Genomic DNA, 24,272 nt, shown 5'->3' on the forward strand with positions numbered 1-24,272 from the left:
AGGGTCGTCCTTTGTTTTTTGATGGATCCGCACAGGCCACCTGCCTATCTTTTATCCAGGAGACCCCGTTTTTCCAGGGCCTTTAAGAGGATACCGGCAATGACCGCCCCCACCAGGGATGAAATAAAAAAACTGGGCAGGAAGACGAAAAGGGTCATCTCCTTGCCGAAAAAGGGAACAGCGATCAGGGCAGCCAGGATGGCCCCCAGGATCCCGGTTCCAACCACTTCCCCACAGACGGTCAGGCTGATCTTTTTGGACCGCTGGTAGGCCAGGCCCGCCAGGAGGGCCCCAACCATGCTACCCGGGAAGGCCAAAATAGACCCCATGCCCATCATGTTCCGGATGACCGAGGTGACAAAGGCACAAGCCAGGGCATAGCCCGGGCCCAGCCAGACCGCCGCGATTACATTCATCAGGTGCTGGACCGGGGCCACCTTAGCGATACCAATGGGAAAGACAATAAAGGAATTGAAAATCACACTCAGGGCAACAAAAAAGCCTGCCGTCACTAATTTCCTTGTTCGATTCATCGGTTTCCTTCCTTTCTAAAAAATAAAAAGCGCCTACAAGCTGTAGGCGCTCAAAAACAATCTGCCACTTTCCTACGCTGGTCTCAGCCAGATCAGGTTCAAAGAGTGCTTTCTCAGTCTTTCACAAGACGCCCCTAGTGTTGATTTACAGTATAGCATACCTTATCTATTAAAGGCTAGTCCTTAGCGTAAAATCCTGGCCGAAAGTGACCGGCCCCGGGCCGGTGGCCTGCTTGACGGTCTCTGAAATTGTGGCTAAAATGAGCCCAGGAGGGGATCAGATGGTAAAAAGCGACAAGCAAGCCCTGGTCATGGGGACGGTTTACTGCGTACTCGGCGGTATCTGCTGGGGGATTTCCGGCACCACCGCCGAGTACCTCATGGCCCATAAGGGCCTCTCGGCCGACTGGATTTCTGTCCTGCGCATGCTCCTGGGTGGGGGGATTATCCTCCTCTATGCCTTTAAGGGCCAGGGCCTGGGCATCTTTGCCCTCTGGCGGCACCTGCCCAGCGTCATCCGGGTCCTGGCCTTTGGCCTTATCGGCATGAACCTGGCCCAGTACGCCTATGTCCTGGCCATTGAGGCCTCGAACGCCGGAACGGCCACCATGCTCCAGTATACCGGGCCCATTGGGGTCCTCCTCTACCAGTGCCTGCTTGCCCGGCGCTGGCCGACGGGCCGGGAACTGGCCGCTATTATCCTGGCGGTGACCGGGACCTTCTTCATTGCTACCCACGGGTCCATCGGTTCCCTATCCCTATCGCCGGCAGCTCTCTTTTGGGGTCTCCTGGCTGCCCTGGGCCTGATTATTAACTTCATCACCTCTGAGCCCCTGATCCACCGCTGGGGGAATGCCACCGCCACCGGGAGCGCCCTGGTCCTGGCCGGCATCCTCCTGTCCCTGATGAAAAACCCCTGGCAGGCAGCGGTCAGCTGGGACCTGGGCGTCTTTCTGGGCTGCCTGGTCCTGGTCTTGGTGGGGACCATCGGGGCCTTTATCATCTTTATGCAGGGCCTGGTCATGGTCGGGTCGGTCCGGGCCTCCATGCTGGCCTCAACCGAGCCCCTTTCAGCGGCCATTTGTTCGGCAGTCTTCTTAGGGACGGTCTTTACGGGCATGGATATTTTAGGCTTTGCCTGCATCATGGCCACCATCTTCCTCCTGGGCAAGTAGCCGGGAGGGTTTATTGTCAACCTATAAAATAAAAAAGGTTGACAATAAACCCTCCGCCGGCGTATACTAATGCCACTAAGGAGGGGTGGTAATGACTGCTCAAAAAATAAAAACAAGGGACATGACCTTTATAGCTGCCTTTGCAGCCGTCTTGGCGGTGTTATCCCAACTGGCGATTCCCATGCCGTCAGGGGTCCCCATTACCCTGCAAACCTTTGCCCTGGCCCTGATCGGTTATAGCCTGGGGGCCAAGCGGGGGGCTATCGCGGTCCTGGTTTACTTATTGTTAGGGGCTGTAGGGGTCCCGGTCTTTGCTAACTTTAAGGCCGGAGCTGCCGCCCTCTTGGGGCCGACCGGGGGCTTCTTATGGGCCTTCTGGCTGGCTGCCTTCTTCTGTGGCCTTAAAAGAGAGGCCGGGCCTCTAGCTGCCCTGGCCAGCGGCTTTTTGGGCCTTTTGGTCCTTTACGCCGCCGGGGTCTTCCAATTCATCCTCTTGACTGGCAATGGCCTGGTCGAAGCGGTCCTCATGTGCGTGGCCCCCTTCGTTATTAAAGACGTCCTGAGCATTGTCCTGGGTTACTTCCTGGCCCGGCAAATCCGTCGGCGCCTGCCCCTGTAGGGGCCGACGGCCAAACATGTATAAGCCGGGGGCAGGTGAGAAGGCCTTATCCTTCTCACCTGCCCCTTTTTCTATATCGTCTGGTCTTCGGTCCGGCAGCAGCTTGGTGTCCTCCTAATGAGCGGCCGGTGATGGACAAAGCAAAGTCCCTCCTCAATCACTTGAGGAGGGACTTTTTGCGAGCCCTTGGGGCCCATATCAGGCGCCTTGGCCTTATTTCATTTCAGCCTTGATGACTTCTGCCAACCGTTTAACCCCTTCGACGATTTTTTCTTCGTCCATGCAGGAGTAGTTGCAACGGAAGCAGTTTTCACGGATATTGTCAGCGAAGAAGGCGCCACCCGGCACATAGGCGACCTTCTTTTCAATGGCCTTGACAGCCAGGTCACGGGCATTCATATAGTCCGGCAGTTCAACCCAGAGGAAGAGGCCCCCTTCAGGGTTGGTGAAAGTGACGCCTTCAGGGAAGTATTCCTTCATGGCGTCAACCATGATGTTTTTACGTTTGCCGTAAACTTCGATAATCTTCTGGATATGGGCTTCCAGGTCATTGTCATCCAGCCACTGGGCCAATTCCATCTGGGAAATGGTAGAGGTCTGGAGGTCGGCGCCCTGCTTGATTTTGTTGAACTTGTCTAAGATTTCAGGAGCGGCACAGAACCAGCCTAAGCGGATCCCGGGGGAGAAGACCTTGGAGAAGGTCCCCATGAAGACGACCCGGCCTTCGGTATCCAGGGACTTCAGGGAAGGTTGGATTTCCCCTTCGAACCGTAATTCCCCGTAGGGGTTGTCTTCTAAGATGGCCACATCATACTTGTTGGCTAATTCAATGAGTTTTTCCCGGCGGTCCATGGTCCAGGTTTTACCGGAGGGGTTTTGGAAGTCGGAAATTACGTAGATGAATTTCACCCGGTCGTTATTTTTGAGCCGGTCTTCCAACTGGTCCATCTTCATGCCATTGTCATCCAATTCAACTTCCAGGAAGGAGGGCTCATAGGCCTTGAAGGCGTTTAAGGCGCCCAGGTAGGTGGGGCTTTCAACGATGATTTGGTCACCGGGGTCGATAAAGGCCTTGGCCATAAAGTCTAAGCCCTGCTGGGACCCGGATAAAATCAGAAAGTCTTCCGGCTTAGCATCTTTCACACCAACCTTGTTCATCCGTTGGACGATGTGCTTGCGGAGGGGTTCATAGCCATCGGTCGGGCCGTATTGGAGGGCCTGTTGGCCTCTTTCATCTAAGACCTTATTGACGGCTTCCTTCCATTCTTTGACCGGAAAAAGTTCTGGGGCCGGGAGGCCACCTGCAAAAGAGATGATTTCCGGTTTGGCTGTTAGGGCTAAGAGTTCACGAATCTCCGATGCCTTCATGTTGTCCATGCGCTTTGCAAATTTAAGTGCCATAACGTTAAGACTCCTTTCAATGGTCGGTCGGGAAGTGTCTTTTATAAAAAGAGACAAATGACTTGGCCTCTTTTCTATCTACAGGTACTTGATTTATTTGGTGCCTTCTTCAAAGTAAACGAGTTCGGTCATTTCCTGGTCAACCCGTTTGCGCGGTAAGAAGCTGGCGATGACAGCTAAGACGATAACCGGGATGACCCAAGCCAGGCCTAGGCTATCCAGAGGAATCCGGCCCTTAAAGGCCACCAAGCTGTCAATGAAGCTGGATTCAAAGCCAAAGCCGCCTTGTAAGGTGGACAGGGCGTCAATGATAGAAATTAAGAAAGCACCGATGATCCCGCCGGTGTAGGCATTTTTGTTCGGGATAAACTTATCAAAGGCGGTGAAAATCAAGAGGACGATCAGGACCGGGTACATTAAGTAGAGGACCGGTACAGCGGCGTTGATGATCCAGGTAACGCCCATGATGGATACGAGGAAGGAGAAACCGGTGGTCACCAGGACCAGCATCCGGTAGCTTAATTTACCATTGGAGAGCTTGTTGAAGTACTGGGCACAGGTGGTAACGAGCCCAACAGCCGTGGTCAGGCAGGCCAGGGAAACGGCTAAAGCCAAGAGGCCGGCCCCGATGGGCCCCCAGCTGGTGGCCACGCCGGCGAAGATTTCGTGAACGATCTGGATCAGCATTTGCGGACGGGTAACATCTTCCGGGAAGGTCATGGTGCCGGAAGCGGAAGCACCGGCATAGAGCAGACCGCCGTAAACGATGGCCAGGAGGCCGGCTGCGATGATCCCGCAATAAATGGTTAAGTTCAGCTGGTCCTTTAAGGTGTTATAGCCCCGGCTGACGATAGAGGCCAAGGCCGTCCCACAGAACATGGTAGCAGCCAAGGCGTCCAGGGTTTGGTAACCTTCAGTAAAACTGCCGGCAAAGTTGTAGACGTTTTCGCCGGTTAATTCAACAGGGGCACCAATGGGCTTAATAACGGCTAGAATAACGATGGAGAACAAGGTAATCATCAAAAAGGGTGTTAGGAATTTACCAATATAGTCAATAACTTTAGCACTGTTGATGCAGAAGAAAATAACCAGGCCAAAGAAGACCAGGCTGGTAACAATCGGTGGCAGGTTGGGTGCAAACTGCATAACGCCGACTTCGTGGGTGGTGGCTGCGGTCCGTGGAATAGCGAAGCAGGGGCCGATGGCTAAGATAATGGCCACCCCAAGGACGATGGAGAAACCCCGACCGACATACCGGCCCAGGGTCATGACGTTACCGCCGGATTTCATGGTAGAGTAGACCCCTAAGAAGGGTAAACCTACCCCGGTAAGAATAAAGCCGAATAAGTTGATGGGCCAGGCCGTCCCGGAGTTAAAGCCCAGGTAGGGCGGGAAGATTAAGTTCCCGGCGCCCAAGAACATGGCAAATAATGCAAAACCTACAATAATGACGTCTTTTGTTTTCTTGTTCATACAATTTCCCCTCTTTTCAGTAAAATAAATACAGGCTGAGATTGCCCATTGCCGGCGAGTCGCCTTTAGCCTATAAACAAGAAGCTGGGAGAGGCCGCTTGTACATAGGTGTGTTATATAATAGCAAAAACAATCGCGCCTGTCGAGCCTTTTAGCAAAAAGAGTTAACAATTGTCAAAAACTCGAGGGCGCGATCATTCTATCTGATTATCCTAGGGGTCTGGCAGGTGTCTTAGCAGGGAGAGAAGCCCTGGTCAGCCCACCATTCTTGCTTATGAATTTCATACTGGGTAGAAAACTGTTCCAAGTGGACTTGTTCCCACTTGATGAGCTCATCAAATACCTTTTTAGCCTTGGGGTCATCGACCTGTTTTTTAGCATCTTCATAAAAGGCGATGGAATCACGCTCCATTTGCATGCCGACGCTAAAAACGGAAAGAGCCAGGCTTAAGTTTTGCTTGTCCAGCTTGCCCCAGCTGTAAATTTCTGGGGAGGGGACATTGGCACTTAGGGCTTCGTCAACGGTAATATCGCCGCCGGCCACTTCCTCGCTAAAGCGTTTCAAGAAGTCAATATGGGCCAGTTCTTCTTCAGCCAGTTTATTAAGGGCTTCTACCGCTTCAGGGGTGGTATTTTGGCTGGCCGCCATCCGATAAAACTGGGCGCCTTCTACCTCATTTAAGATGGCCTGGTTGATGATATCCTTAATTTCTTTCATTGAGCGCCCTCCATTTCAGCGTGCTGTTCTTCAACAGTTTTAATCCCAGCGTCCATAGCCTGGCGGTTCATATCAAAGAATTTGGCCTTTCGTTCACCGAAAACGTGCATATAGGCATCCTTAACGGCTTCATCTGAAAGGAGCTTGCTGTAGCCCAGGTAGGCCCCGAGCATAACCATGTTAGCGGCTTTTGCATTACCGATATCATTGCGGGCAATATCCGTAACCGGAATATAGAAGACCTTGACATCCTTCCGGTCTACCTTGGTATCAATTAAAGAAGAATTGACAAAGATAACCCCACCAGGGATAACAGTTGGTGCAAATTTTTCTAAGGACGGTTTATTCATCGCAATTAGAACGGCAGGAGCGGTAACGTTTGGTGAGCCAACCGGCTTATCAGACAGAATAACCGAACAGTTGGCAGCGCCCCCGCGCATTTCCGGGCCATAGGACGGTAGGTAGGAGCATTCATAGTTATCTACCATGCCGCCATAGGTGAGCATTTGACCAATGGCCATAACACCCTGGCCACCAAAACCGGCACATAAGATGCGTTCTTCCATATTATAAGCCCTCCCCGTTTCTTAAGTTGCCAAGCGGATAGTAAGGCATCATTTCTTCTTCCACCCGTTTTAGGGCATCCACAGGGGTTAAGCCCCAGTTGGTCGGGCAGGTAGACAGGACTTCAACAATCCCAAAGCCGTTACCTTCCAGCTGGTTCTTGAAGCAGTTCATAATGGCCCGTTTAGCCTTACGGACATTGGCCGGGTTATTGACAGCGACCCGTTCAACAAACCGTGCCCCGTCAATGGTGGCCAGCATTTCAGCAATCCGGATGGGCTTCCCGCAATGGGCCTGGTCACGGCCCAGGGGGCTGGTCGTGGTGACCTGGCCTACTAGGGTAGTCGGGGCCATTTGTCCACCGGTCATCCCGTAAATCCCGTTGTTAATAAAGATGGTGCTGAAGTGTTCGCCCCGGTGGGCGGCTTGCACGATTTCAGCAGTCCCGATAGAGGCCAAGTCCCCGTCCCCCTGGTAGGTGAAGACAAAGTTATCTGGACGGGTTCTCTTAATGCCGGTGGCCACAGCCGGAGCCCGGCCGTGAGCGGCTTCGTGCATATCGCAGTTGAAGTACTTGTAGGCCAGCACGGCACAGCCGACCGGGGCCACACCGATGGCCTTTCCTAAAACGCCAAGTTCCACTAAGCATTCTGCAACCAGTTTGTGTACCACACCATGGGTGCAGCCCGGGCAGTAGTGGAGGACGGCGTCAGTCAGACCCTTACTTTTTTTATAGACAATGTTGTCTTGCGTCATCGTTGACATTATTTCGTCCCTCCCACAATCTTTTTGACCTCGTCGACAATTTCTTCAATAGACGGAATAGCCCCGCCCTGACGGCCGTAGAAGTGAACCGGCCATCTGCCGTGAGAGGCAATCTTGACGTCATCAAGCATTTGCCCGGTGTTCATTTCCACAACTAAGAGGTTCTTGGTCGTGTCATCAATTTCTTCAAAGGCTTGGAAAGGATAAGGCCAGATGGAAATCGGGCGGATCAGCCCAACTTTAATGCCCTCATTGGCCAGTTGCTGTATAGCGGACTTACAAATCCGGCTGACCGTCCCATAAGCACAGAGGACGATTTCGGCCCCTTCCAGGTCCTGGGTTTCATAGCGGACCTCGTTCTTCGTGACTTCAGCATACTTTTCTTGTAAGTGCTTGTTGTGGGCTTCCAGGCCTTCTACGTCCAGGTAGAGGGAGTTGATGATGTTCGGTTCCCGCTTTTCTTCGGTACCGGTGCTGGCCCAGGGCTTGTCGATGGCCTTTTGGTCCCGGGTTTTAATTTCGACCGGTTCCATCATTTGCCCAAGCATCCCATCACCGATAATCATAACCGGGTTCCGGTACTTATCGGCAATGTCGAAGCTTTCGCCGATGAGGTCAACCATTTCCTGGAGGTTGGCCGGGGCAAAGGAGATTAACCGGTAGTCCCCGTTACCGCCGCCGCGGGTAGCAATGTAGTAGTCTGTCTGGGAGGGTTGAATCCCGCCGAGACCGGGGCCCCCACGCATCATGTTAATGATTAAGCAAGGGAGTTCTGCACCTGCAATGTAGGAAATCCCTTCCTGCATGAGCGCCATACCTGGGCTGGATGAAGAGGTCATAACCCGGGCGCCAGCGCCGGCAGCCCCATAAACCATATTAATAGAAGCCACTTCGGATTCCGCTTGCAGGTAGACCCCACCCACCTTGGGTAATTCCCGGGAGAAATACTCGGGCACTTCACTCTGAGGGGTAATTGGATAGCCGAAGAAGTATTTACAACCGGCGGCAATGGCCGCAGCTGCCAAGGCTTCGTTCCCTTTCATTAGTGTTTTTGCCATAATTTACCTCCTACTGAACTCTTTCAACAGTGATGATTGAGTCTGGGCACATGATTGCGCAGCTGGCACAGGCGATGCATTTGTCCGGTTCGACACAAACGGCCGGGCTATAGCCCTTGTCGTTAATGATGGACGTGTCCAGGGCTAAAATGCCTACGGGACATGATGCTACGCAGACGCCACACCCCTTGCACAGGTTAGAATCGAATGTGACCTTTCCTTTTGGTTTTGCCATTTGATTACCTCCAATTGCCTCTTGGCATATTTATAGCATCCAATCTGCGCGCATGAAAATCTTTAGCGGAAAGACCTCGCCATCTAAATTTTCAGGCAATTCATCGCAGATCTCAGAGCGACAAGCAATGTAACGAATGGGAATATCATACTTATCCCGGATGGCCTCGCAAAGCTCTTGACCGTATAAGACATCCTGGACGGTGGTTTCCTTGAGTAGGTGAGTGGTGTTGACCAGGGCACTGACCGGCATCCGGGCTAAGCGGGCGATATCCTGCATAAAGAGCTCGGTATCTTTCAACGTATTCGTTTCAGGCCGGTGGCGGTTGACAACAAATAATAATTCTGCATTGTGCCCTTCCAGCACATCGCGATAATAACCGAGTACGCGCGCACCGACAGGGTTTCCACCTAAATCCACGACAACTTGGTAGGCTGAATCTTGCAGTGGCATCTGAATATTGGCCGCTAGGGCCGGCAAGTCTACCTGACTGCCCTTTACCGAACTGCCAAAGACTTGAATATCGTGCTCTGCCAGCATATCTTCATACTCGCGGCTACGGAAATACAAATTGACAATGTCCAAGTCTACAATAGCCACCTTCTGGTGATAGCGGCGTAAGTAGAGGGCATAATTCAGAGCAAACTCTGTTTTACCACTGCCATAATGACCGCTGACCAGGTGGATCCGTGCTTGATCTTGTCTTTTTTCCATGGCGGCCCCCCTTTCAAGAGGTTGAATAATGCGACAATTTAGATATCTTTCATTCTTATAATAGCTTAAATAAGATGAAAAATCAACAATTGGTGAAGAGAAAAAACAGGGAATACGTAAAATGAGATAAGAAAATGAGAGCAAACGAGTAAATAATATGCAACGAACAGATATTATAATACAGTTTACGAAAAATTTTAAACAAGTTTTTAAAACTAATGTGCTGGATGGTGCAATATACAAATTGATGAATAAATACCGGATAAAAGTTATTTTTATGCGGATATATCTGGTTTAATGGTAAAAACACGGCCTGGTCTTGCATTGGGAAAGTATTATAGTACACTTATGAGAAATGATGCACAATTATCCACATATAGACTAATATTGTCAATAAAATGATAAGACTTGCCTACAAATAAGAAGAAGAAAGACAATATAAGTAAAACTAATGGATGCAATAATGTCCCTGACTCAGAATTCATATGACTTATTGATCTATCAATTAAGCGGTCACTAGCCTGATTTCCGGAGCTGTTTCCTAAGCCAAGCAGGGGGTAGTGAGGCTTTAAAAGAGATATTATTACTTTATTACTTCTTCAAATAGATAGCCGGCAGCTGGACTTTCTGGGCCCTGAAAGAGCCTTGTCACCCTTGGGTTAATTTCATATAATAGAATTATAATTTTTTTGCTTTCTGTTGAAGCCTGAGAGAGGGGGCCATCCAGTGTCTAAAATCAATACCAGCAAGCCCAAAGAAGTTATTATGAAGCCTATTGGTATTATGGCCATCCTGCTGGTCTTGCAAATTTTATTGATATTTGCAGGCTACTACCTCTTGCGCAGTTACCTGGAAATTGCGACTGCCTTCTGGTATGCCCTGGCCATCAGCCTGGTCATTTATCTGCTGAATAAACACCAAAACCCGGCTTATCAAATTGCCTGGGTCATTATTATGTGTCTGATGCCCATCTTTGGGGGGCTCTTTTTCCTAGTGATCCAGCTGATCCCCGGCACCCGGCGGTTGGCTGAGCGGGTGACCTGGCGGATCCGGGCGACGTCTACCTTTCTTCCCCAAAATAAAGTGGCTATTGAAAGTCTGCGTGTGCACAGTGCCCGCTTTGCCGGCCTGGCCGACTATCTTTTTAAGGTGGGCGTCCACCCCACCTACACGGATACCCGGACCCGCTACTACCCCCTGGGGGATGATGCCTTCCCGGCCATGCTCGAGGACCTGGAAAAGGCGGAAGAGTACATCTTCATGGAATTTTTCATCGTTGCGGAAGGAAAATTATGGGATACCCTCTTTGAGGTCTTAAAACGCAAGGCGGCAGAAGGGGTCACTGTCCGCTTCATGTATGACGGGACCAATATGTTTTCCCTGCCCAAGGGCTTCCAGCGGAAGATCATCGATGCCGGTATTAACTGCCGGATTTTTTCGCCCCTCCAGCCAGTTTTTTCCACCTACCAAAACAACCGGGACCACCGGAAAATCCTGGTTGTCGACGGTAAGGTGGGTTATACCGGGGGCATTAACCTGGCCGATGAATACATCAATGAAAAAGAACGCTTTGGCCACTGGAAGGATACAGTCATCCGCCTGGAAGGGGATGCGGTCCAGTCCCTCCAGGCCATCTTCCTCCAGCTCTGGCATGTGGAAGAGGAGGACCGGACCGACTACGCCCACTGGCTGGACCGGAAGCCCCATGCCCTGCCAGTCGATGCCCCCAACTGGGTCATCCCCTATGCGGACGCTCCGGAGGACGGGGCCATCCTGGCCCAGCATGTCTATATGCACATCCTGAATATGGCCACCCGCTATGTGCATATTATGACCCCTTATTTGATTTTGGACTATGAGATGGTCCAGGCCCTGATCTTTGCCGCCCGGCGGGGGGTGGACGTGGCCATCCTCATGCCCCATGTACCGGACAAGAAAATTCCCTTTTACATTGCCCGCAGCTTTTACCCGGAGCTGATCCGGCATGGGGTCCGGATTTTAGAATACGAACCGGGCTTTGTCCATGCTAAGACCTTTGTCTCTGACGACTGCCTGGCAGTGGTGGGGACCATCAACCTCGATTACCGGTCCCTCTACCTCCACTTTGAAAACGGGGTCCTGGTCTATAATGATGACTTTGCTAGCCAGGTCGAGGCCGACTTCCAGGCCTCTGCCCAGGTCAGCCACCAGATGACCATAGAGGACTACAATATGACCCCCTGGCACCACCGGGCCATCGGCCGGGTCATGCGGATTTTCGGCCCTCTCATGTAACGGCCCTCTCATGTAAGGGGATACCTGCATTGCCCAAGCTGACGATAGGTATAGACCGCCTCAGGGTGGTCTTTTTTTCTTTGCCTTGACTTTTACCGCCGCCGGCGTTATAACGGGGTGGAAGAAAGAAGGGATAGCCAAAAATGAAAAAAGGAATCTTTTATATGCTGCTGGCAGCGGTCCTCTTCAGCTCGATGGAAATTGCCCTCAAGATGACGGGCACCAGCTACCAGCCCCTACAATTAAATGCCCTGCGTTTTTTGATCGGGGGAATCATCCTCCTTCCCCTGGCCCACCGGCAGAACCGGGACTTGCCCCGCCGCCTGCCCCTCTGGGAGTACGCTTTTTACGGCCTAACAGGCTTTATCTGCCTTGTCCTCTCCATGACCGTTTACCTCCTGTCCATCCGCTATACGGATGCCTCGACAGTGGCGGTCATCTTCAGCTGTAATGCCTTTTTTGCGGTGCTTTTTTCCGCTGCCTTCCTCCGCCAGCCGGTTAGCCGGCCGACGGCCCTGGGCCTGGTCATTGCCTTTACCGGTCTTTTTATCCTCATGGACCCCTTCCATATGGGCGGGGACGCCACCGGCATCCTCCTGGCCATCGGGTCGGCCGTCCTCTTTGCCCTTTATGCAGTCCTGGTCAAGGTAGGCCAGGGCAGGAGTGCCTACCATGGCCTCATCCCGACGGCCTACACCTTCCTCCTAGGGACGGCTGAACTTCTGGTCCTCATGGGCCTGACCCATACGACGCCTGTAGCTGCCTTTTTAACCCGGATCGGCCTGGATGCCTTCGCCAAGGTTCCCTTTTTCGCCGGCATCAGCCTGACCGGCCTGCCCCTCCTGCTCTATATTTCTATCTTTGTCACCGGCCTGGGCTTTGCCGCCTATGGCCTGGCCATTGAGTATGGGTCGGTGACGGTGGCCTCAATCACCTTCCTTATAAAGCCGGTTTTGGCGCCCATCCTTTGTTATCTTATTCTGGGCGAGGGGCAAACCCTCTCAGCCGTCCTGGGTATCTTCATTGTCGCTGTGGGGTCCCTGGCCATTACCCTGGAAAGCTTCAAGGCTGGCCGGTCAGCCAGCCGGAGCCGGGCCGGTTTGCCTGAAAGAGGGGCTGTAGGAAATAAGCCGATCGCCTTTTAAAAAACCTGCCCAGCGGGTAAGTCCTTGGTAGATATGGAGCACGCCAACCAGGGAGGGATCCTTATGCAACAGTTTATCGTAGATGCCTTTACCGACCAGGTCTTTAAGGGGAATCCGGCGGCGGTTTGCCTACCGGACCGGCCCTTGACCGATGAAACCATGCTAAAGATCGCTGCTGAAAACAAGTTGTCTGAAACGGCCTTTTTAACAGAGGAAGCCGGCGGCTATCGCCTGCGCTGGTTCACCCCAGAAGCGGAAATAGACCTCTGTGGCCATGCTACCCTGGCCACCGCCTTTGTGGTCTTGACCATCCTGACCCCAGATAAGGATGAGGTGGCCTTCCAAACCCAGAGCGGGACCCTGACCGTCCGACGAGAAGAGGGTTTCTTCTGGATGGACTTCCCGGCCTATGACCTGACAGAGGTCCCGGTCACCGACCGGATGGCCGAGGCCCTGGGGGTCCGTCCGATTAAGGCCTACCTGGGTCGGGACCTCCTTTGTCGGCTGGACCGGGAGGAGGATGTCCGCACCCTGGCCCCGGACCAGGACAAACTGGCTGACCTGGACGGGCTCCTGGTCCACGTGACTGCCCAGGGAGAGGATTATGACGCCATCTCCCGGTCCTTCGCGCCCAAGCTTGGCATAGCGGAAGACCCGGTCTGCGGGTCAGGCCATTGCCATATTTTTCCCTACTGGGCCGGGGTCCTGGATAAGCCGGCCCTCAAGGGCTACCAGGCTTCAGCCCGCGGTGGCGATATTGACGGCCGTCTGGTTGGAGACCGGGTCCAACTCGGTGGGCAGGCAGCCCTCTTTTCCCGGGGGGAAATCTTTCTCCCGGAAGATTAAAGTGACAATATAAAGCAACAAAAAAATCCGCCCTTGGGCTCAACTTGCCCAAGGGCGGATTTTTAATGGCCAAAACCGCCAGCTGCTGCATAAATGGCGCAGTCAGCGGATAGGTTACCGATAAAGTAACATAAGTCGCCGGGCTGGGCCGGCCGGTGGTCAAGGTTTTCCGGGCTGGCCCAGAGGGTGAGGCCGCCAAAGAAAGTGTTCAGTTGGATGGCGCAGGCAAAGGGGGCCCCGTCCAGGTGCAGGTCCTCTACATACCGGACCTGGCCGCAGCCAACCACATAATTTTCCCGCCGGCCCACCCGGTCGGCTGCCCAGCGGGCCTCGTGGTCAATGATATAGTCCCCATCCTCGGTGGTGGTCCGGTTTATGGCAAAGGCCGGGGCCACGATGAGCCCGGGCATGACCGGAAGACCCTCAGCCTGGACCAGGGCCTTGAGGTATTCCTTCTCTGTCCGGAAGAGGTCCAGGGACTTGGCCAGGAGGCAGACCTGGGCGGAAAAGGGTTCTATCTGGGCCTCTGGGGTCAGGACATGCCGGGTAGGCACATCCACCGGCAGGACCACCTGGACATGGGGGGTAAAGAGGCCCATAATCATGGTGGCTACATGGGCCTCGGGCAGGTCTTGGACAGCGGCATACTGGGGAAGGAGCTCCCAAACTGAGGGCCCGTTCATATGGGCGTGGTAGCTGGGCAGGGTCCCGCTGCCTTCCGGTCGGTAGATGATGATATCAATAAGCTCATGGGTCACCGGCAGGCTGACCAGGTCATACCGGCCCTGCCAGGCGGCCAGGCTGTGGTAGCGGTTGTCCGGGTGCTGCCAGAGGGCCTCAAAGGCTGCCGGGTCGTGGTGGAGGTAGAAGGTATCGTCCCGCTTGCCCGGGAGAGAGGCGTTAAAGAGCTGGGGGTAAAATGCCATAGCGGTCTCCTTTCTGCCGGCCTTACTAGACGAGCGCCGCGCCAATAGGTATACTTAAGGTAATCTTACACCACCGGGCCGGACCGGGCCATCCCTGTCCCATCCCGGGCGGTGGCTTTATTATACGGATACGGAAGCGAATATACAAGGGCCGGGTCAGGGATCCTACCACCCGGCGACGACAAGCCGGCCCGGGCGGCGGTGCGGCCGGAGGAGGTTATCATGAAAAAAACCGGAGTGGCATGCCTGCTGGCTATCTTGCTCCTGACCAGTGCATGCCAGAACAGTCTCTACCGGGACGACCAGGTCTACATGGTCAACCGGGGGGAGACCAATAAAGATGAATTGGTGAGCGTCATTACCGCTGACGGGCCCCAGCCCTTTAAGGACGATGCCCTCCCGGGGATGACGCCGGCTCCCAATGAAAGCCCTATTTATATAGATGAAGAGGCCCAGGTCATGTGGCTTTTTCGGGCCGATTCCAACCCCATGGGGCTCGAATCCACCGGGATCCTGGCTCCGCCCACCGCCTGGGGCACCCTCTTCATCGAGGACCTGCAAACCGGGACCCGGTCGGTTTTAGACAGCTATGTGCCGGCCCCGGACCAGGTCCGGGTCAACCGGACCACCGGCCGCCTTTACTGGCTGGCCGGCGGCCAGCTCTACACCGGAGACCTCCGCCGTAAGAGCCTGGACGGCCCGGCAGATATGGCCAGCCCCACCCGGCTGGCCGACCTTTTTATTTCTCCTACAGAATCCAGCAAGCTCTACATGACTCCTCAGGGCCGGGGGACCTTTGCCTATTATCCGGATACCGGCCGGAGCGTCCCCCTCTATGAAATGCAGGAGCGGATCTATGATATGGCCCCCCTGAGCAAGACCTACTTTTACGCCAACCAATGGCGGCAGGAGGAAAAAGACCTGGAAAAGGGCCTCTGGACTGTCATCGCCGATAACCGGCGGGAAACGGTCCGGGCCCTGGGCCGGGGCAGCTACCTGGATGCCTATGGGACCGGGGTCCTCCTCCTGGGCGACCAGCGCTTTGGCCTGACCCTGGTGACCGACTTTAACGCCCCGGAAAAGGCCCTCACAATCACTGACCAATATGTCTACCAGGCCGGCTTCTTTGCCGATGGCGGCATCTACTGGATCGGCGACAACGGCGTCCAGCAGGCCGCCAAGCCGGATAAGGATGCCTACCTTTGCCATATCCTGGCCCCGGACGGCCACGAGCAGAAGCGGCTGACCCTATCCGGTGCCGGTCTCCTGGTGGACCCGACCGGAAAAAGGGCCCAGTGTGCCGGGCCGGCTGCCGAACAGCTGGACCTGACCACCGGCAGTCTGCTTTCCGAAAAAACCTGGCAGAGCCCCTGGCTCTACGCCCCCCTGGGCCTGGAAAAGGCCCTGACCGACACCGTCCGCTATTTTGGTGACAGCCTCCTGGGCGACCCGGCGGGCCTGGCCAGTCTCCAGGACCTGGCCGGCACTGACCTGGTCAAGCAGACCATGGCCGACCAGTGCGATACCGACAAGCCCCTGGCCGCCAACCGCCATGTGGAAGGCAGCTGGATAGAGGGGGTCATCAACCCGGTTTCCGGCCTGGCTGAAGGCAACCTCCAGCTGGTGGCCACCGATGACGCCGGCCGGAGTGAATGGCGAAAGGTTGCCATCCGCTACCAGCTCTTTGCCGGCCAGTGGCGGATTATCCGTTTCTCTGTCACAGACTAGGAGGGGACCATGGATAAGTTTTTCAATTGGCTGGATGACCATGGCGGTCGACGGACCTGGGCCATGGTCATCCTGGCCCTGCTTTTAGCCGGGGTCTGGTTTTGGCAGCAGGGCCCTACGGGCGAGGACCGCCTGCCTGTCGTTGCCGATACGGCCAAGCTCATCAAAACCGACGCCCCGGATGAATTCGCAGCCCTGGATGAGGACAAGGACAAGCCCACCGAGGCCACTGTCCACGTCAGCGGGGCTGTGGCCAAGCCCGGCGTCTACACCCTTTCGGCCGATGCTCGGGTCAATGACGCCATCCAAGTGGCCGGCGGCCCCCTGCCCGAGGCCGACCTGGATGCCCTCAACCTGGCCCAACCACTCATCGACGGGACTAAAATCGCCGTCCCCCGCCAAGGCGAGGCCCCGCCGGCTCCGGCGCCCGGTACGGTCGGCACCGGGTCAACCGGGGCCGGGGCGGTGAGCATTAACGCCGCCTCAGTGGAAGAGCTGCAAAAGCTGCCCGGTATCGGTCCGGCCAAGGCCCAGGCCATTGTGGCCTACCGGGAGGCCCATGGCGGCTTCCGGGCCCTGGAAGAATTAAAAGAAGTCTCCGGCATTGGCGACAAAACCTACGAACGCCTGGCGGCCGATATCCAACTCTAACACACTTGACGACCAATCATCGGGGGTGATGGCATGTGGCATCTGAAAAGAACCGGCGCCTGGCTGGCCCTGGCCTTTATCATTGGTCGGCTCCTGCTGGCCGGTGTCTACTGGCCCCTCCTGGCCGTCCCCCTTTTACTCTGGGCCTGTCGGCCGGCCAAGTGGGCCTTGCCCTTGGCCATCATCGTCGCCCTGGCCGGCGGCCTCTGGGGCCAGGGGGCGGTGGCCCTGCCCCCGGAGCCCCTGGATACTGGCCAGGAAGTCCTCCTGACTGCCCGGGTGGTCAAAAGCAGCCCGACCCGCCAGCTGGTCCAAGTGGACCGGGTCGATGACCGGCCCCTGGATAAGTCCTTCCGGGTCTCCCTCCGCCGGGCCTACGGGGATGAGTCCCCCCTCCACCGGGGCCAGCGGATCCGGGTGGCCGCCTGCCTGGAATCGCCGGCTAAGAGGCGGGCCCCGGGTGGCTTTGATGAGGCCCAATACCTCCATGGTCAGGGGGCCTTTGCTGTGGCCCGGGCCCAGGAAGCGGTCCGGGCCCTGCCCCCGGCGGATAGCCTGCCCGACCGGGTGGCCCGGTATATGCAGACCAGCCTGGATGGTCGGCTCTCCCCGGAAGGGGCTGCCCTGAGCCGGGCCATCCTCCTGGGGGAAACCGCCGGCCTCCACCCGGACTTTTACCACCGGGCCCAGCTCTTGGGCATGGTCCATGTCTTTGCAGTGAGCGGCCTCCATGTGGGGATGATCCTGGGCCTCATCATGGCCATCCTGCACCTTTTCCGGCTGACCTCGCCCTGGGCCAGGCTCCTCTTGGCCGCCCCCCTTTTAATCGGCTATGCCCTCATGGTCGGGGCCCCGCCTTCGGCCATCCGGGCAGTGGTCATGGCCATGCTGGCCCTCCTGGCCCTGGGCAGCTACCGCTATGGGGACCCGCCCAGCATCCTGGCCTATGCCGGTCTGGCCCTGGTCCTCATGGACCCCTTTTGCCTCTGGCAAATCGGCTTCCAGCTGTCCTTTACCGTAACCGCCGGTCTGGTCTTCCTCATCCGGCCCCTCCAGCGCCTGCTGGCCCCCCTGCCGCCGGCCCTGACCGGCACTCTGGCTGTAGCCTTAGCCGCCGAACTGGCCGGGGCGCCCCTCCTGGCCTATTATTTCAACCTCTGGACCCCCCTATCCGTCCTGGCCAATGTCCTCTTTGTGCCGATTGTTGGGGTCCTCGTGCCCCTGGTCCTCTTGGGTCTTTTGACCGGTCCCTTCCTGCCGCCCTTATCCTTATTCCTATTTTGGCTGGCAGACCGGCTGGCAGCCCTCCTCATCTGGCTGGTCCAGGTCCCCGGGGCCTGGTTGGCCGACCGGCATGTGAACATCGGCGCCCCCTCCTTCAAAATGGTCCTGCTGGCCTATGCCTTGCTCATCCTGGGCCTGGTCATCAGCTGCCGGTTCAAGGCCATCGACTCGCGGCACCGAATCCTGGCCCTGGCCCTGCCGGCAGTCATGGTGGCCCTCCTCTGGACCCCGGTCCGGGATGACCTCAGCTGCCTGGTCCTGGATGTGGGCCAGGGGTCCTGTGCCTTCTGGCAGAGCCCCGCCGGCGCCCGCCTCCTTTTAGATACCGGACCCGGCACCGATGGGGCAGCCGCCGCCATGCGGGTCCTGGGCGTCAACCGCCTGGACGGGGTCATCCTGAGCCATGGCGACAGCGACCATATCAATGGCCTGGCCCGGCTCCTGGATGACGTCCGGGTGGACCGGCTCTTTATCCCCGCCCCGTTAATGGAGGAAGAGGCCCTACAAGCCCTGGCCCCCCGCCTGGCTGATACGGCCCTGGTCCCGGTGGCCGACCGGGAAAGGTTTAGCCTCAAGGACCTGGCCCTCCGCCTGACCCTCTTAAATAGTGGCGAAGACGGAGCCAATGCCAACCAGCTCGCTGCCTACCTGACAGATGGCCGGCTCTCCCTGGCCGCTCCCGGCGACAGCCCGGCTGATAGCCTGGCCCATTGGGACCGGCCTGCTGCCGACATTTTCCTGGTCCCCCACCATGGCAGCCGCTATAGCCTGGACCCGGCCGACCTCCGGGCCCACCGGCCCCAGCTGGCCTGCTGCAGCGCCGGCCCCCACAACCGCTACGGCCACCCCCACCCCCAGGTCCGGGCTGCCTACCGCCGGGCCGAGATCCCCTTTTACCTGACCGCCGAGGCCGGCAGTCTTTATGTTTTCCGGCAGGCGGAAGGGCTGGAAGTCCGCACCCCCTATGCCTAAAAAGACCGGCCCCGGTCTTGCCTATGGATATTCCTATCAAAAAGCGGTATAATGATAAAAAATCCAACCCTGTGTCAAGGAGTGATCTAATGAAGAAGAAGCTTGTAGCCCTGTGGCTCCTGCTATCCCTTGTGGCCGGCCTTCTGCCGCCGGCAGCCCATGCCGATGTCCTCAAAGAAGGCCTGCCTGAAGTGGCCGGTGCCTCTTACGTGGTCATGGACGGCGATAGCCATGAAGTCCTGTTTGGTAAAAAATACGACCAAACCTTCGATCCCCAAAGCCTGGTGCAAATGATGACCGCTGTCCTGATTATCGAAAAGGGCAACTTAAAAGATACCGTCACCGCCCCGGAAATGCCGGCCGCCATCAATTCCGGCAATACCGTCTTCCTGCGGAAAAATGAAGAATTCAAGCTCTCCCGGCTCCTGGAAGCCATCCTGGTCTATAACGCCAATGACGCCGCCTACGCCGCAGCTGTCCACATTGGCGGGTCCGAGGAAAAATTCCTGGCCATGATGAATGCCCGGGCCAAGGAACTGGGCATGAACAGCACCGAATTCAAGAGCGTTTACGGTGGTGCCAAGGGACAAAAGAGTACTGCCCATGACATGGCCCTCCTGGCCGCCAAGGCCTCCAGCCTGAAAAAATACGTCGAATATACCCTCAAGCCCACCATGAACTGGAATGGCGAAATGTTCGCCCATGACAATATCCCCAATGCCAATGGCTTCCAACAAATTATGGAAGACGGCATTGGCCTCAAACTCTCCAATGAAAAGGGCAGCAAGGAAGACAAGCTCCACCTGGCTGCCAGCTATACCCATGGCGGCCGAACCGTCATTGCTGTCGTAGCCGGTGCCGAAAGCGAAGCGGGCCTTTATGTCGATATCGAAAACCTGCTTACCTTCGGCATGGAAAACACCAAGAGCATGAAGCTCATCAGCAAGGACACCCCCCTGGCCACCCTGACCCTGGCCGGTGACCAGAAACTCCGGGTCGCCGCCCAAAAGGACGTCAGCGTTACCACCGTCTCCAGCAACAGCCTCCGACCGGATGTCGCCACCGTCCTCAATAAAATCGACCTCCCCATCAAAAAAGGGGATGTCGTCGGGGAAGCCAAGGTCGGTGAGGGGAGCAAGGCCACCGGCGTCCCCCTGGTCGCCCTGGATGACGTGAAAAAACCCTTCGACTGGTGGAAGTGCCTGGCCATTGTCCTATTATTAGCCCTTTTGGCCCTGGTCATTATCCGCCTCTACGCCCTGAGCCGCCGGCGGCCCAAGAGCCCCCATCAAGGGAAAAAACGTCGTCCGCCGACCCGGGCCCTGAAAAGTGCCCAGGCCCCCAAAGCCAGCCTTCCCCACAACCCCTCCCAGGGGTCTGACCGGGGCCGGCGCGGCCTGGAAGACCGGGTGCGGAAGGAGCAAAACCGCCGCACCACCTACACCATCCACCGGGAATACCCGGGTGATGACCGATGAAGGCCCTCGCCGTTTTCTACGGTGACGACGCTTACGCCTTAGACACAGGCATTGACAACTATATCCAAGGGGCGCTCCCGGCAGAGGTGCGCCCCTTTAATTTTGAAACCCTGGGTCCGGATACCGGGGCCGCCGCCGTCATCCTAGCCGCCGCCACCCTGCCCTTTGCCGCCGACCGGCGGCTGACCCTGGTCAAAAACCCCGCCTTTGCCCTGGAAAAGCGCCCCGGCGGCCACCTGACCGAGGACCAAAAGGCCCTCTTGGCCTACCTGGATAACCCCAACCCGGTCCATGGCCTCATCTTCCGCCTGGAAACCGACGCCACCCCCGGCAAGTTCCTCAAAGCCCTGGCCGAAAAAGCCGATTGGCACGACTGCACCAAACCCAAGCCCGATAGCCTCCACCGGGCCGCCCGGGACCGCCTCAAAGCCGCCGGCAAAAGCCTGGACTACGAGGCCGATGCCCTCCTTTTCCAGGCCGCCCGGGGCTGGACCGCCGCCACCCTCCAGGCCGAGCTGGACAAGGTTCTTCTCTATTACGTCGACAAGGACAAGCTTACCGCCGAAGACCTGGCCCGGGTCTTTTCCAAAAGCGTCCAGACCACCATCTTTACCCTCCTGGACGCCGCCATGACCAACCAAACCGCCAAGGCCCTGGCCGCCTATGACGACCTCCTGGGCACCGGTGAAATGAAGTCCGCCCCCCAGGTCCTGGCCCGACTCATCGACTCCACCCGGACCCTCCTGGCCGTCCAGGGCCTGCAGAGCGAGCACCGCACCCAGGCCGACATGGCCAAACGCCTGGGCAAGCACCCCTTCGTCATCAAAAAATCCCTGGCCCAGGCCCGGGGCATCCCCACCGGCCGCCTGGTCGACCGGCTCAGCTACCTCCTGGACCAGGACATCCGGGTCAAGACCCTGACCGGCCTCGATGAAGAAGCCCTCATCCGGGAAACCCTCATTGCCATCACCAGCCGGCGCTAGGCCCATCCGCCGGCCCTCCGGCCTAAAAAACCTCCTGGGCCGGTATCCCGGCAAAATTTTTCTTGTAGTCATAGCTTTCAAATGATATAATGAGGATTGTTACAATAAATGGTTCATAGCATGGGGCAAGCCCATGCTATTTGTAACCCAAGTCAAGGGAGGTGTTTTGTATGGCAAATCTTAAATCCGCTAAAAAACGTGCTAAAGTGGCTGACGTTCGCCGGGTGCGCAACAACAGCAAACTGACTGCTATGCGTACCGCGATCAAGAATTTTGACAAAGCCGTTGAAGCTCAAGATAAAGAGGCCGCTAAGGAAGCCATGGCCGTCGCTATCAAACGCATTGACCAAATCGGCTCCAAAGGGCTTTTACACAAAAACAACGTGGCCAACAAAAAATCCAGAATCGCAAAAGCTTTTAACAACATGGCGTAATCACGCTTGCTGTGCCACCTGTCGGTGGCTTTTTTTATAGCAGGCCCGGCCTGCCGTCCCATGCCCACAAAGTAGCTGTAGCAGAGGAGGAAAGAGATGTCAGACGATAAATACCGGCCCCCTACCCATCCCCCGTCTGATGGGTCCGCAGCCCAGACGGATGACCCGCGAGACGTCTCCCGGGCACTGGAGGCCCCAGCTGAAGACGAGGCCTATTTTAACGATACCCCCCTGGACGAAAGTCTCTTAGATGAAGGGGAAGCCTATGTTCCGGCGGATGACCTGGATGATCCGGTCGACCCCTACCCGGAAGAGACCCCTGCCGATGCCCCGGACCCCCCGGAAGTCTCCCCGGTCCCGGCCAGCCGCCGGGACATCATCGCCGACGGTAGCCGACCCCTAACGGAAAAACTCTCCGCCCTGGCCGATGAACTCATCGAGGCCCCCAGCCCCCTCCTGCGCAAAGACAGCGTCATCATCGACAGGGCCAGCACCCTGGCCCTGGTTGAAGAACTCCTGGCCTACTGTGAGTCTGAAGGGCCCGCTGCCGACGACAACCTCATGGACGCCCTTACCGCCGATGGGCACAACGATGAGACCTACAAACCCCTGCGCCGGGTCAAAGCCCGGGCCCAAGTCGTTATCGCCGAAGCCACCGTTCAAGCGGACCATATTGTTAACGATGCCCGCGTCCTGTCCAAGGAGCTCCTCCAGGATACCGAAGAGCAAATCAAGGCCCGCTACGATGAAGTCGACGCCGACATCAAAAGCAAGCTGGACGGGGCCCAAATCCTGTCCCAACAGCGGCTCACCGAAGCCCGCACCGCCTTAACCAGCTCCCGGCAACAGGCCGTCAATATCTTAAACCGTTACATGGATAAGGCCGAAGATGACTACCAGGGTTACTGGGTCCGGGCGGAGCAAACCCTCCAGGCCGCCCTGGAACAGTCCGACCTCGTCCTGGCCAAGGTCACCGATATCTTTGAAAGGGAAATGGATGTCATCGGGAAAGACCTGCAAACCATTGACGATATCTTAGAAGAACTTCAAATGAACCGGCCCAGATAAGCGGCCCGCCCATCGCCCAGCGATGGGCTTTTTTCATGCCCTTTTTAAACAGGTCCCTTTTCACCGGCCCGGCGGTCTGCTATAATATAAAAATGAACGACGTTCATTTTTATAGCCTTGCCAGCCTTAATGGAGGAATGCCATGAACCGCCCCATTACATCTAAAGAAGCCCTGCTGACCACCGCCCGGGCCCTCACCGCCCGGGAAGGTCTTTTAAAACTGACCGTCAGAAAACTGGCCAGCGCCGCCGGCGTTTCCGTCGGCACCGTCTACAACTACTTTCCCTCTAAAGGAGCCCTTATTGAAGCCGTCATCCGGTCCGTTTGGCTCCAAGCCTTCCATGGCCAAAACCAGCACCAGCCCCAAGCCTTCCTGCCGGCCCTGGCCTGGGTTTACAGCCGGATGCAGGCCGCCCAGGCCCAGTACCCCGACCTCATGGCCGCCCATGACCACCGGACCATCATGGCCACCAGTCCCGGCCTCCAGGCCATGCACGCCCACATCCAAGCCGCCCTGGTCCGGACCCTGGAAGCCGACCCCCACTGGCCCGCCACCGCCGCCAAGACAGGCCTATCCCCGGACCAAGTCGTCCACTTTGCCCTGACCCACCTCAAATACGCCGCCAGTGACCACCGGTCCAACTGTGATGACCTCCTGGCCATCCTGGTCGCCCTTTTAGAAAAGGAGGATCCCCATGCGTCCAGCCTTTACTAACCAACAACTCCTCTTTATCGCCGGCCTGGTCTGGCTTCTTGCCGGCCTGAATGTCCTCCGGATTGGCCTCATCAGTTTCTCCGGTTATCTCAACTGCCTAGACGGCCTCCTGACCCTGGCCATCTTTTACGCCTTCATCCACTTTGTCTTCGGCCCCCTGGTCCGTAAAAATACCGCCCGCATCACCGCCTACCCGACCCTCCAGCCCTTTTACCGCTTCCTAGACCGCAAGGGCTTTATCGTCATGACCCTCATGATCAGCCTGGGCATCAGCCTCCGCCAGCTCCGGCTCCTGCCGGATATCTGTATCGCCGTCTTCTACAGCGGCCTGGGGGCCGCCCTGACCCTGGCCGGCCTGCTCTTCTTCCGCCAGTACCGGCTGACCGCCCGGCGGGTCAAGCCCTTCTAGTTGAGAGGGGTCAGCCATTTTCGCCGGCGCCTGCCTAGTGCAGGCTTTTTTTGCAAAAAAGAAAAAAAGGCCAAAAAACAGTTGACAGCTCTTTGGGACCATGC

The 24,272-nt window shown here is 56.7% G+C and carries 24 protein-coding genes and 1 riboswitch; of the genes, 14 read left to right on the top strand and 10 right to left on the bottom strand.

Annotation, left to right across the window (positions count from 1 at the left end; translation table 11 throughout):
- Window positions 1-44: 44 nt before the first annotated feature.
- Entirely contained in the window at window positions 45-533 is a 489-nt protein-coding gene (gene thiW / locus ACLGL1_RS03865) for an energy coupling factor transporter S component ThiW (protein ID WP_411007474.1), read from the bottom strand.
- A gap of 52 nt (window positions 534-585) precedes the next feature.
- Window positions 586-679, bottom strand: a riboswitch (TPP riboswitch).
- Between the two features lie 135 nt (window positions 680-814).
- On the opposite strand from thiW, the gene ACLGL1_RS03870 reads away from it, so the two are divergent.
- Window positions 815-1,708, top strand: a complete 894-nt coding sequence (locus tag ACLGL1_RS03870) for a DMT family transporter (protein WP_411007475.1) — start codon at window positions 815-817, stop codon at window positions 1,706-1,708.
- A 91-nt stretch (window positions 1,709-1,799) separates the two neighbouring features.
- Window positions 1,800-2,327, top strand: a complete 528-nt coding sequence (locus tag ACLGL1_RS03875) for a biotin transporter BioY (protein WP_411007476.1) — start codon at window positions 1,800-1,802, stop codon at window positions 2,325-2,327.
- 213 nt (window positions 2,328-2,540) lie between these two features.
- Here the strand turns inward: ACLGL1_RS03875 and ACLGL1_RS03880 are convergent, their stop codons facing one another.
- The 8 genes from ACLGL1_RS03880 to ACLGL1_RS03915 form a co-directional block, all read right to left on the bottom strand.
- Entirely contained in the window at window positions 2,541-3,728 is a 1,188-nt protein-coding gene (locus ACLGL1_RS03880) for a PLP-dependent aminotransferase family protein (RefSeq protein ID WP_411007477.1), read from the bottom strand.
- A gap of 93 nt (window positions 3,729-3,821) precedes the next feature.
- Window positions 3,822-5,201 carry a branched-chain amino acid transport system II carrier protein gene (gene brnQ / locus ACLGL1_RS03885; protein ID WP_411007478.1) on the bottom strand — a complete coding sequence of 460 codons (1,380 nt, stop codon included), beginning with the start codon at window positions 5,199-5,201 and terminating at the stop codon, window positions 3,822-3,824.
- A 232-nt stretch (window positions 5,202-5,433) separates the two neighbouring features.
- Window positions 5,434-5,919: a ferritin-like domain-containing protein gene (locus ACLGL1_RS03890; protein WP_411007479.1), complete on the bottom strand. Its 486-nt coding sequence runs from the start codon at window positions 5,917-5,919 to the stop codon at window positions 5,434-5,436.
- The gene (locus tag ACLGL1_RS03895; protein WP_411007480.1) at window positions 5,916-6,485 is read right to left on the bottom strand and encodes a 2-oxoacid:acceptor oxidoreductase family protein; all 570 of its coding nucleotides are present in this window, start codon (window positions 6,483-6,485) and stop codon (window positions 5,916-5,918) included. The genes ACLGL1_RS03890 and ACLGL1_RS03895 overlap by 4 nt, the downstream gene beginning before the upstream one ends.
- A 1-nt stretch (window position 6,486) precedes the next feature.
- Entirely contained in the window at window positions 6,487-7,248 is a 762-nt protein-coding gene (locus ACLGL1_RS03900; RefSeq protein WP_411007481.1) for a thiamine pyrophosphate-dependent enzyme, read from the bottom strand.
- Window positions 7,248-8,309: a 3-methyl-2-oxobutanoate dehydrogenase subunit VorB gene (locus ACLGL1_RS03905; protein ID WP_411007500.1), complete on the bottom strand. Its 1,062-nt coding sequence runs from the start codon at window positions 8,307-8,309 to the stop codon at window positions 7,248-7,250. The genes ACLGL1_RS03900 and ACLGL1_RS03905 overlap by 1 nt, the downstream gene beginning before the upstream one ends.
- Before the next feature lie 7 nt (window positions 8,310-8,316).
- Complete coding sequence (locus ACLGL1_RS03910; protein ID WP_411007482.1) at window positions 8,317-8,541, bottom strand: ferredoxin family protein; 225 nt, start codon at window positions 8,539-8,541, stop codon at window positions 8,317-8,319.
- A 30-nt stretch (window positions 8,542-8,571) separates the two neighbouring features.
- Complete coding sequence (locus tag ACLGL1_RS03915) at window positions 8,572-9,255, bottom strand: ATP-binding protein (protein ID WP_411007483.1); 684 nt, start codon at window positions 9,253-9,255, stop codon at window positions 8,572-8,574.
- A gap of 726 nt (window positions 9,256-9,981) precedes the next feature.
- Between ACLGL1_RS03915 and cls the strand changes: the two genes are divergently transcribed.
- From cls to ACLGL1_RS03930, 3 genes are all read left to right on the top strand, one after another.
- The gene (gene cls / locus ACLGL1_RS03920) at window positions 9,982-11,529 is read left to right on the top strand and encodes a cardiolipin synthase (RefSeq protein WP_411007484.1); all 1,548 of its coding nucleotides are present in this window, start codon (window positions 9,982-9,984) and stop codon (window positions 11,527-11,529) included.
- 143 nt (window positions 11,530-11,672) lie between these two features.
- A complete protein-coding gene (locus ACLGL1_RS03925) occupies window positions 11,673-12,674 on the top strand; it encodes a DMT family transporter (RefSeq protein WP_411007485.1) in 1,002 nt (333 codons plus the stop codon).
- A 63-nt stretch (window positions 12,675-12,737) separates the two neighbouring features.
- A complete protein-coding gene (locus tag ACLGL1_RS03930; RefSeq protein ID WP_411007486.1) occupies window positions 12,738-13,520 on the top strand; it encodes a PhzF family phenazine biosynthesis protein in 783 nt (260 codons plus the stop codon).
- Between the two features lie 62 nt (window positions 13,521-13,582).
- On the opposite strand, the gene ACLGL1_RS03935 is transcribed toward ACLGL1_RS03930, so the two are convergent.
- Window positions 13,583-14,446 (bottom strand): hypothetical protein, encoded by an 864-nt coding sequence (locus ACLGL1_RS03935; protein WP_411007487.1) that lies wholly within the window; start codon window positions 14,444-14,446, stop codon window positions 13,583-13,585.
- Between the two features lie 222 nt (window positions 14,447-14,668).
- On the opposite strand from ACLGL1_RS03935, the gene ACLGL1_RS03940 reads away from it, so the two are divergent.
- The 9 genes from ACLGL1_RS03940 (at window position 14,669) to ACLGL1_RS03980 (ending at window position 24,168) form a co-directional block, all read left to right on the top strand.
- Window positions 14,669-16,174, top strand: a complete 1,506-nt coding sequence (locus ACLGL1_RS03940; RefSeq protein WP_411007488.1) for a hypothetical protein — start codon at window positions 14,669-14,671, stop codon at window positions 16,172-16,174.
- A 9-nt stretch (window positions 16,175-16,183) separates the two neighbouring features.
- On the top strand, window positions 16,184-16,825 hold the full coding sequence (locus tag ACLGL1_RS03945; RefSeq protein ID WP_411007489.1) for a helix-hairpin-helix domain-containing protein: 642 nt from the start codon (window positions 16,184-16,186) through the stop codon (window positions 16,823-16,825).
- A 33-nt stretch (window positions 16,826-16,858) separates the two neighbouring features.
- Window positions 16,859-19,081: a DNA internalization-related competence protein ComEC/Rec2 gene (locus ACLGL1_RS03950; RefSeq protein WP_411007490.1), complete on the top strand. Its 2,223-nt coding sequence runs from the start codon at window positions 16,859-16,861 to the stop codon at window positions 19,079-19,081.
- Window positions 19,082-19,170: 89 nt separating this feature from the next.
- Entirely contained in the window at window positions 19,171-20,559 is a 1,389-nt protein-coding gene (locus ACLGL1_RS03955; protein WP_411007491.1) for a D-alanyl-D-alanine carboxypeptidase family protein, read from the top strand.
- Window positions 20,556-21,542: a DNA polymerase III subunit delta gene (holA, locus tag ACLGL1_RS03960; RefSeq protein WP_411007492.1), complete on the top strand. Its 987-nt coding sequence runs from the start codon at window positions 20,556-20,558 to the stop codon at window positions 21,540-21,542. Before ACLGL1_RS03955 ends, holA begins: the two co-directional genes overlap by 4 nt.
- A gap of 170 nt (window positions 21,543-21,712) precedes the next feature.
- Window positions 21,713-21,976, top strand: coding sequence for a 30S ribosomal protein S20 (gene rpsT / locus ACLGL1_RS03965; protein ID WP_411007493.1), 264 nt, complete (start codon window positions 21,713-21,715; stop codon window positions 21,974-21,976).
- Between the two features lie 96 nt (window positions 21,977-22,072).
- Window positions 22,073-23,044, top strand: coding sequence for a hypothetical protein (locus ACLGL1_RS03970; RefSeq protein WP_411007494.1), 972 nt, complete (start codon window positions 22,073-22,075; stop codon window positions 23,042-23,044).
- Window positions 23,045-23,186: 142 nt separating this feature from the next.
- Window positions 23,187-23,759, top strand: coding sequence for a TetR/AcrR family transcriptional regulator (locus ACLGL1_RS03975; protein WP_411007495.1), 573 nt, complete (start codon window positions 23,187-23,189; stop codon window positions 23,757-23,759).
- Window positions 23,740-24,168, top strand: coding sequence for a hypothetical protein (locus tag ACLGL1_RS03980; RefSeq protein WP_411007496.1), 429 nt, complete (start codon window positions 23,740-23,742; stop codon window positions 24,166-24,168). Before ACLGL1_RS03975 ends, ACLGL1_RS03980 begins: the two co-directional genes overlap by 20 nt.
- Window positions 24,169-24,272 lie beyond the last annotated feature (104 nt).

It is taken from the genome of Peptococcus simiae (assembly GCF_046569735.1).
Lineage (GTDB): Bacteria > Bacillota > Peptococcia > Peptococcales > Peptococcaceae > Peptococcus > Peptococcus simiae_A.

Bases quoted from the DNA above. Each gene is read 5' to 3' on its own strand.
- ACLGL1_RS03945 (WP_411007489.1), top strand. From the start codon at position 16,184: ATGGATAAGTTTTTCAATTGGCTGGATGACCATGGCGGTCGACGGACC.
- ACLGL1_RS03925 (WP_411007485.1), top strand. From the start codon at position 11,673: ATGAAAAAAGGAATCTTTTATATGCTGCTGGCAGCGGTCCTCTTCAGC.
- ACLGL1_RS03940 (WP_411007488.1), top strand. From the start codon at position 14,669: ATGAAAAAAACCGGAGTGGCATGCCTGCTGGCTATCTTGCTCCTGACC.
- holA (WP_411007492.1), top strand. From the start codon at position 20,556: ATGAAGGCCCTCGCCGTTTTCTACGGTGACGACGCTTACGCCTTAGAC.
- ACLGL1_RS03975 (WP_411007495.1), top strand. From the start codon at position 23,187: ATGAACCGCCCCATTACATCTAAAGAAGCCCTGCTGACCACCGCCCGG.
- brnQ (WP_411007478.1), bottom strand. From the start codon at position 5,201: ATGAACAAGAAAACAAAAGACGTCATTATTGTAGGTTTTGCATTATTT.
- ACLGL1_RS03910 (WP_411007482.1), bottom strand. From the start codon at position 8,541: ATGGCAAAACCAAAAGGAAAGGTCACATTCGATTCTAACCTGTGCAAG.
- ACLGL1_RS03930 (WP_411007486.1), top strand. From the start codon at position 12,738: ATGCAACAGTTTATCGTAGATGCCTTTACCGACCAGGTCTTTAAGGGG.
- ACLGL1_RS03875 (WP_411007476.1), top strand. From the start codon at position 1,800: ATGACTGCTCAAAAAATAAAAACAAGGGACATGACCTTTATAGCTGCC.
- thiW (WP_411007474.1), bottom strand. From the start codon at position 533: ATGAATCGAACAAGGAAATTAGTGACGGCAGGCTTTTTTGTTGCCCTG.
- ACLGL1_RS03890 (WP_411007479.1), bottom strand. From the start codon at position 5,919: ATGAAAGAAATTAAGGATATCATCAACCAGGCCATCTTAAATGAGGTA.
- ACLGL1_RS03970 (WP_411007494.1), top strand. From the start codon at position 22,073: ATGTCAGACGATAAATACCGGCCCCCTACCCATCCCCCGTCTGATGGG.
- ACLGL1_RS03955 (WP_411007491.1), top strand. From the start codon at position 19,171: ATGAAGAAGAAGCTTGTAGCCCTGTGGCTCCTGCTATCCCTTGTGGCC.
- ACLGL1_RS03900 (WP_411007481.1), bottom strand. From the start codon at position 7,248: ATGTCAACGATGACGCAAGACAACATTGTCTATAAAAAAAGTAAGGGT.
- ACLGL1_RS03915 (WP_411007483.1), bottom strand. From the start codon at position 9,255: ATGGAAAAAAGACAAGATCAAGCACGGATCCACCTGGTCAGCGGTCAT.
- ACLGL1_RS03950 (WP_411007490.1), top strand. From the start codon at position 16,859: ATGTGGCATCTGAAAAGAACCGGCGCCTGGCTGGCCCTGGCCTTTATC.
- ACLGL1_RS03980 (WP_411007496.1), top strand. From the start codon at position 23,740: ATGCGTCCAGCCTTTACTAACCAACAACTCCTCTTTATCGCCGGCCTG.
- ACLGL1_RS03880 (WP_411007477.1), bottom strand. From the start codon at position 3,728: ATGGCACTTAAATTTGCAAAGCGCATGGACAACATGAAGGCATCGGAG.
- ACLGL1_RS03870 (WP_411007475.1), top strand. From the start codon at position 815: ATGGTAAAAAGCGACAAGCAAGCCCTGGTCATGGGGACGGTTTACTGC.
- ACLGL1_RS03895 (WP_411007480.1), bottom strand. From the start codon at position 6,485: ATGGAAGAACGCATCTTATGTGCCGGTTTTGGTGGCCAGGGTGTTATG.
- rpsT (WP_411007493.1), top strand. From the start codon at position 21,713: ATGGCAAATCTTAAATCCGCTAAAAAACGTGCTAAAGTGGCTGACGTT.
- ACLGL1_RS03935 (WP_411007487.1), bottom strand. From the start codon at position 14,446: ATGGCATTTTACCCCCAGCTCTTTAACGCCTCTCTCCCGGGCAAGCGG.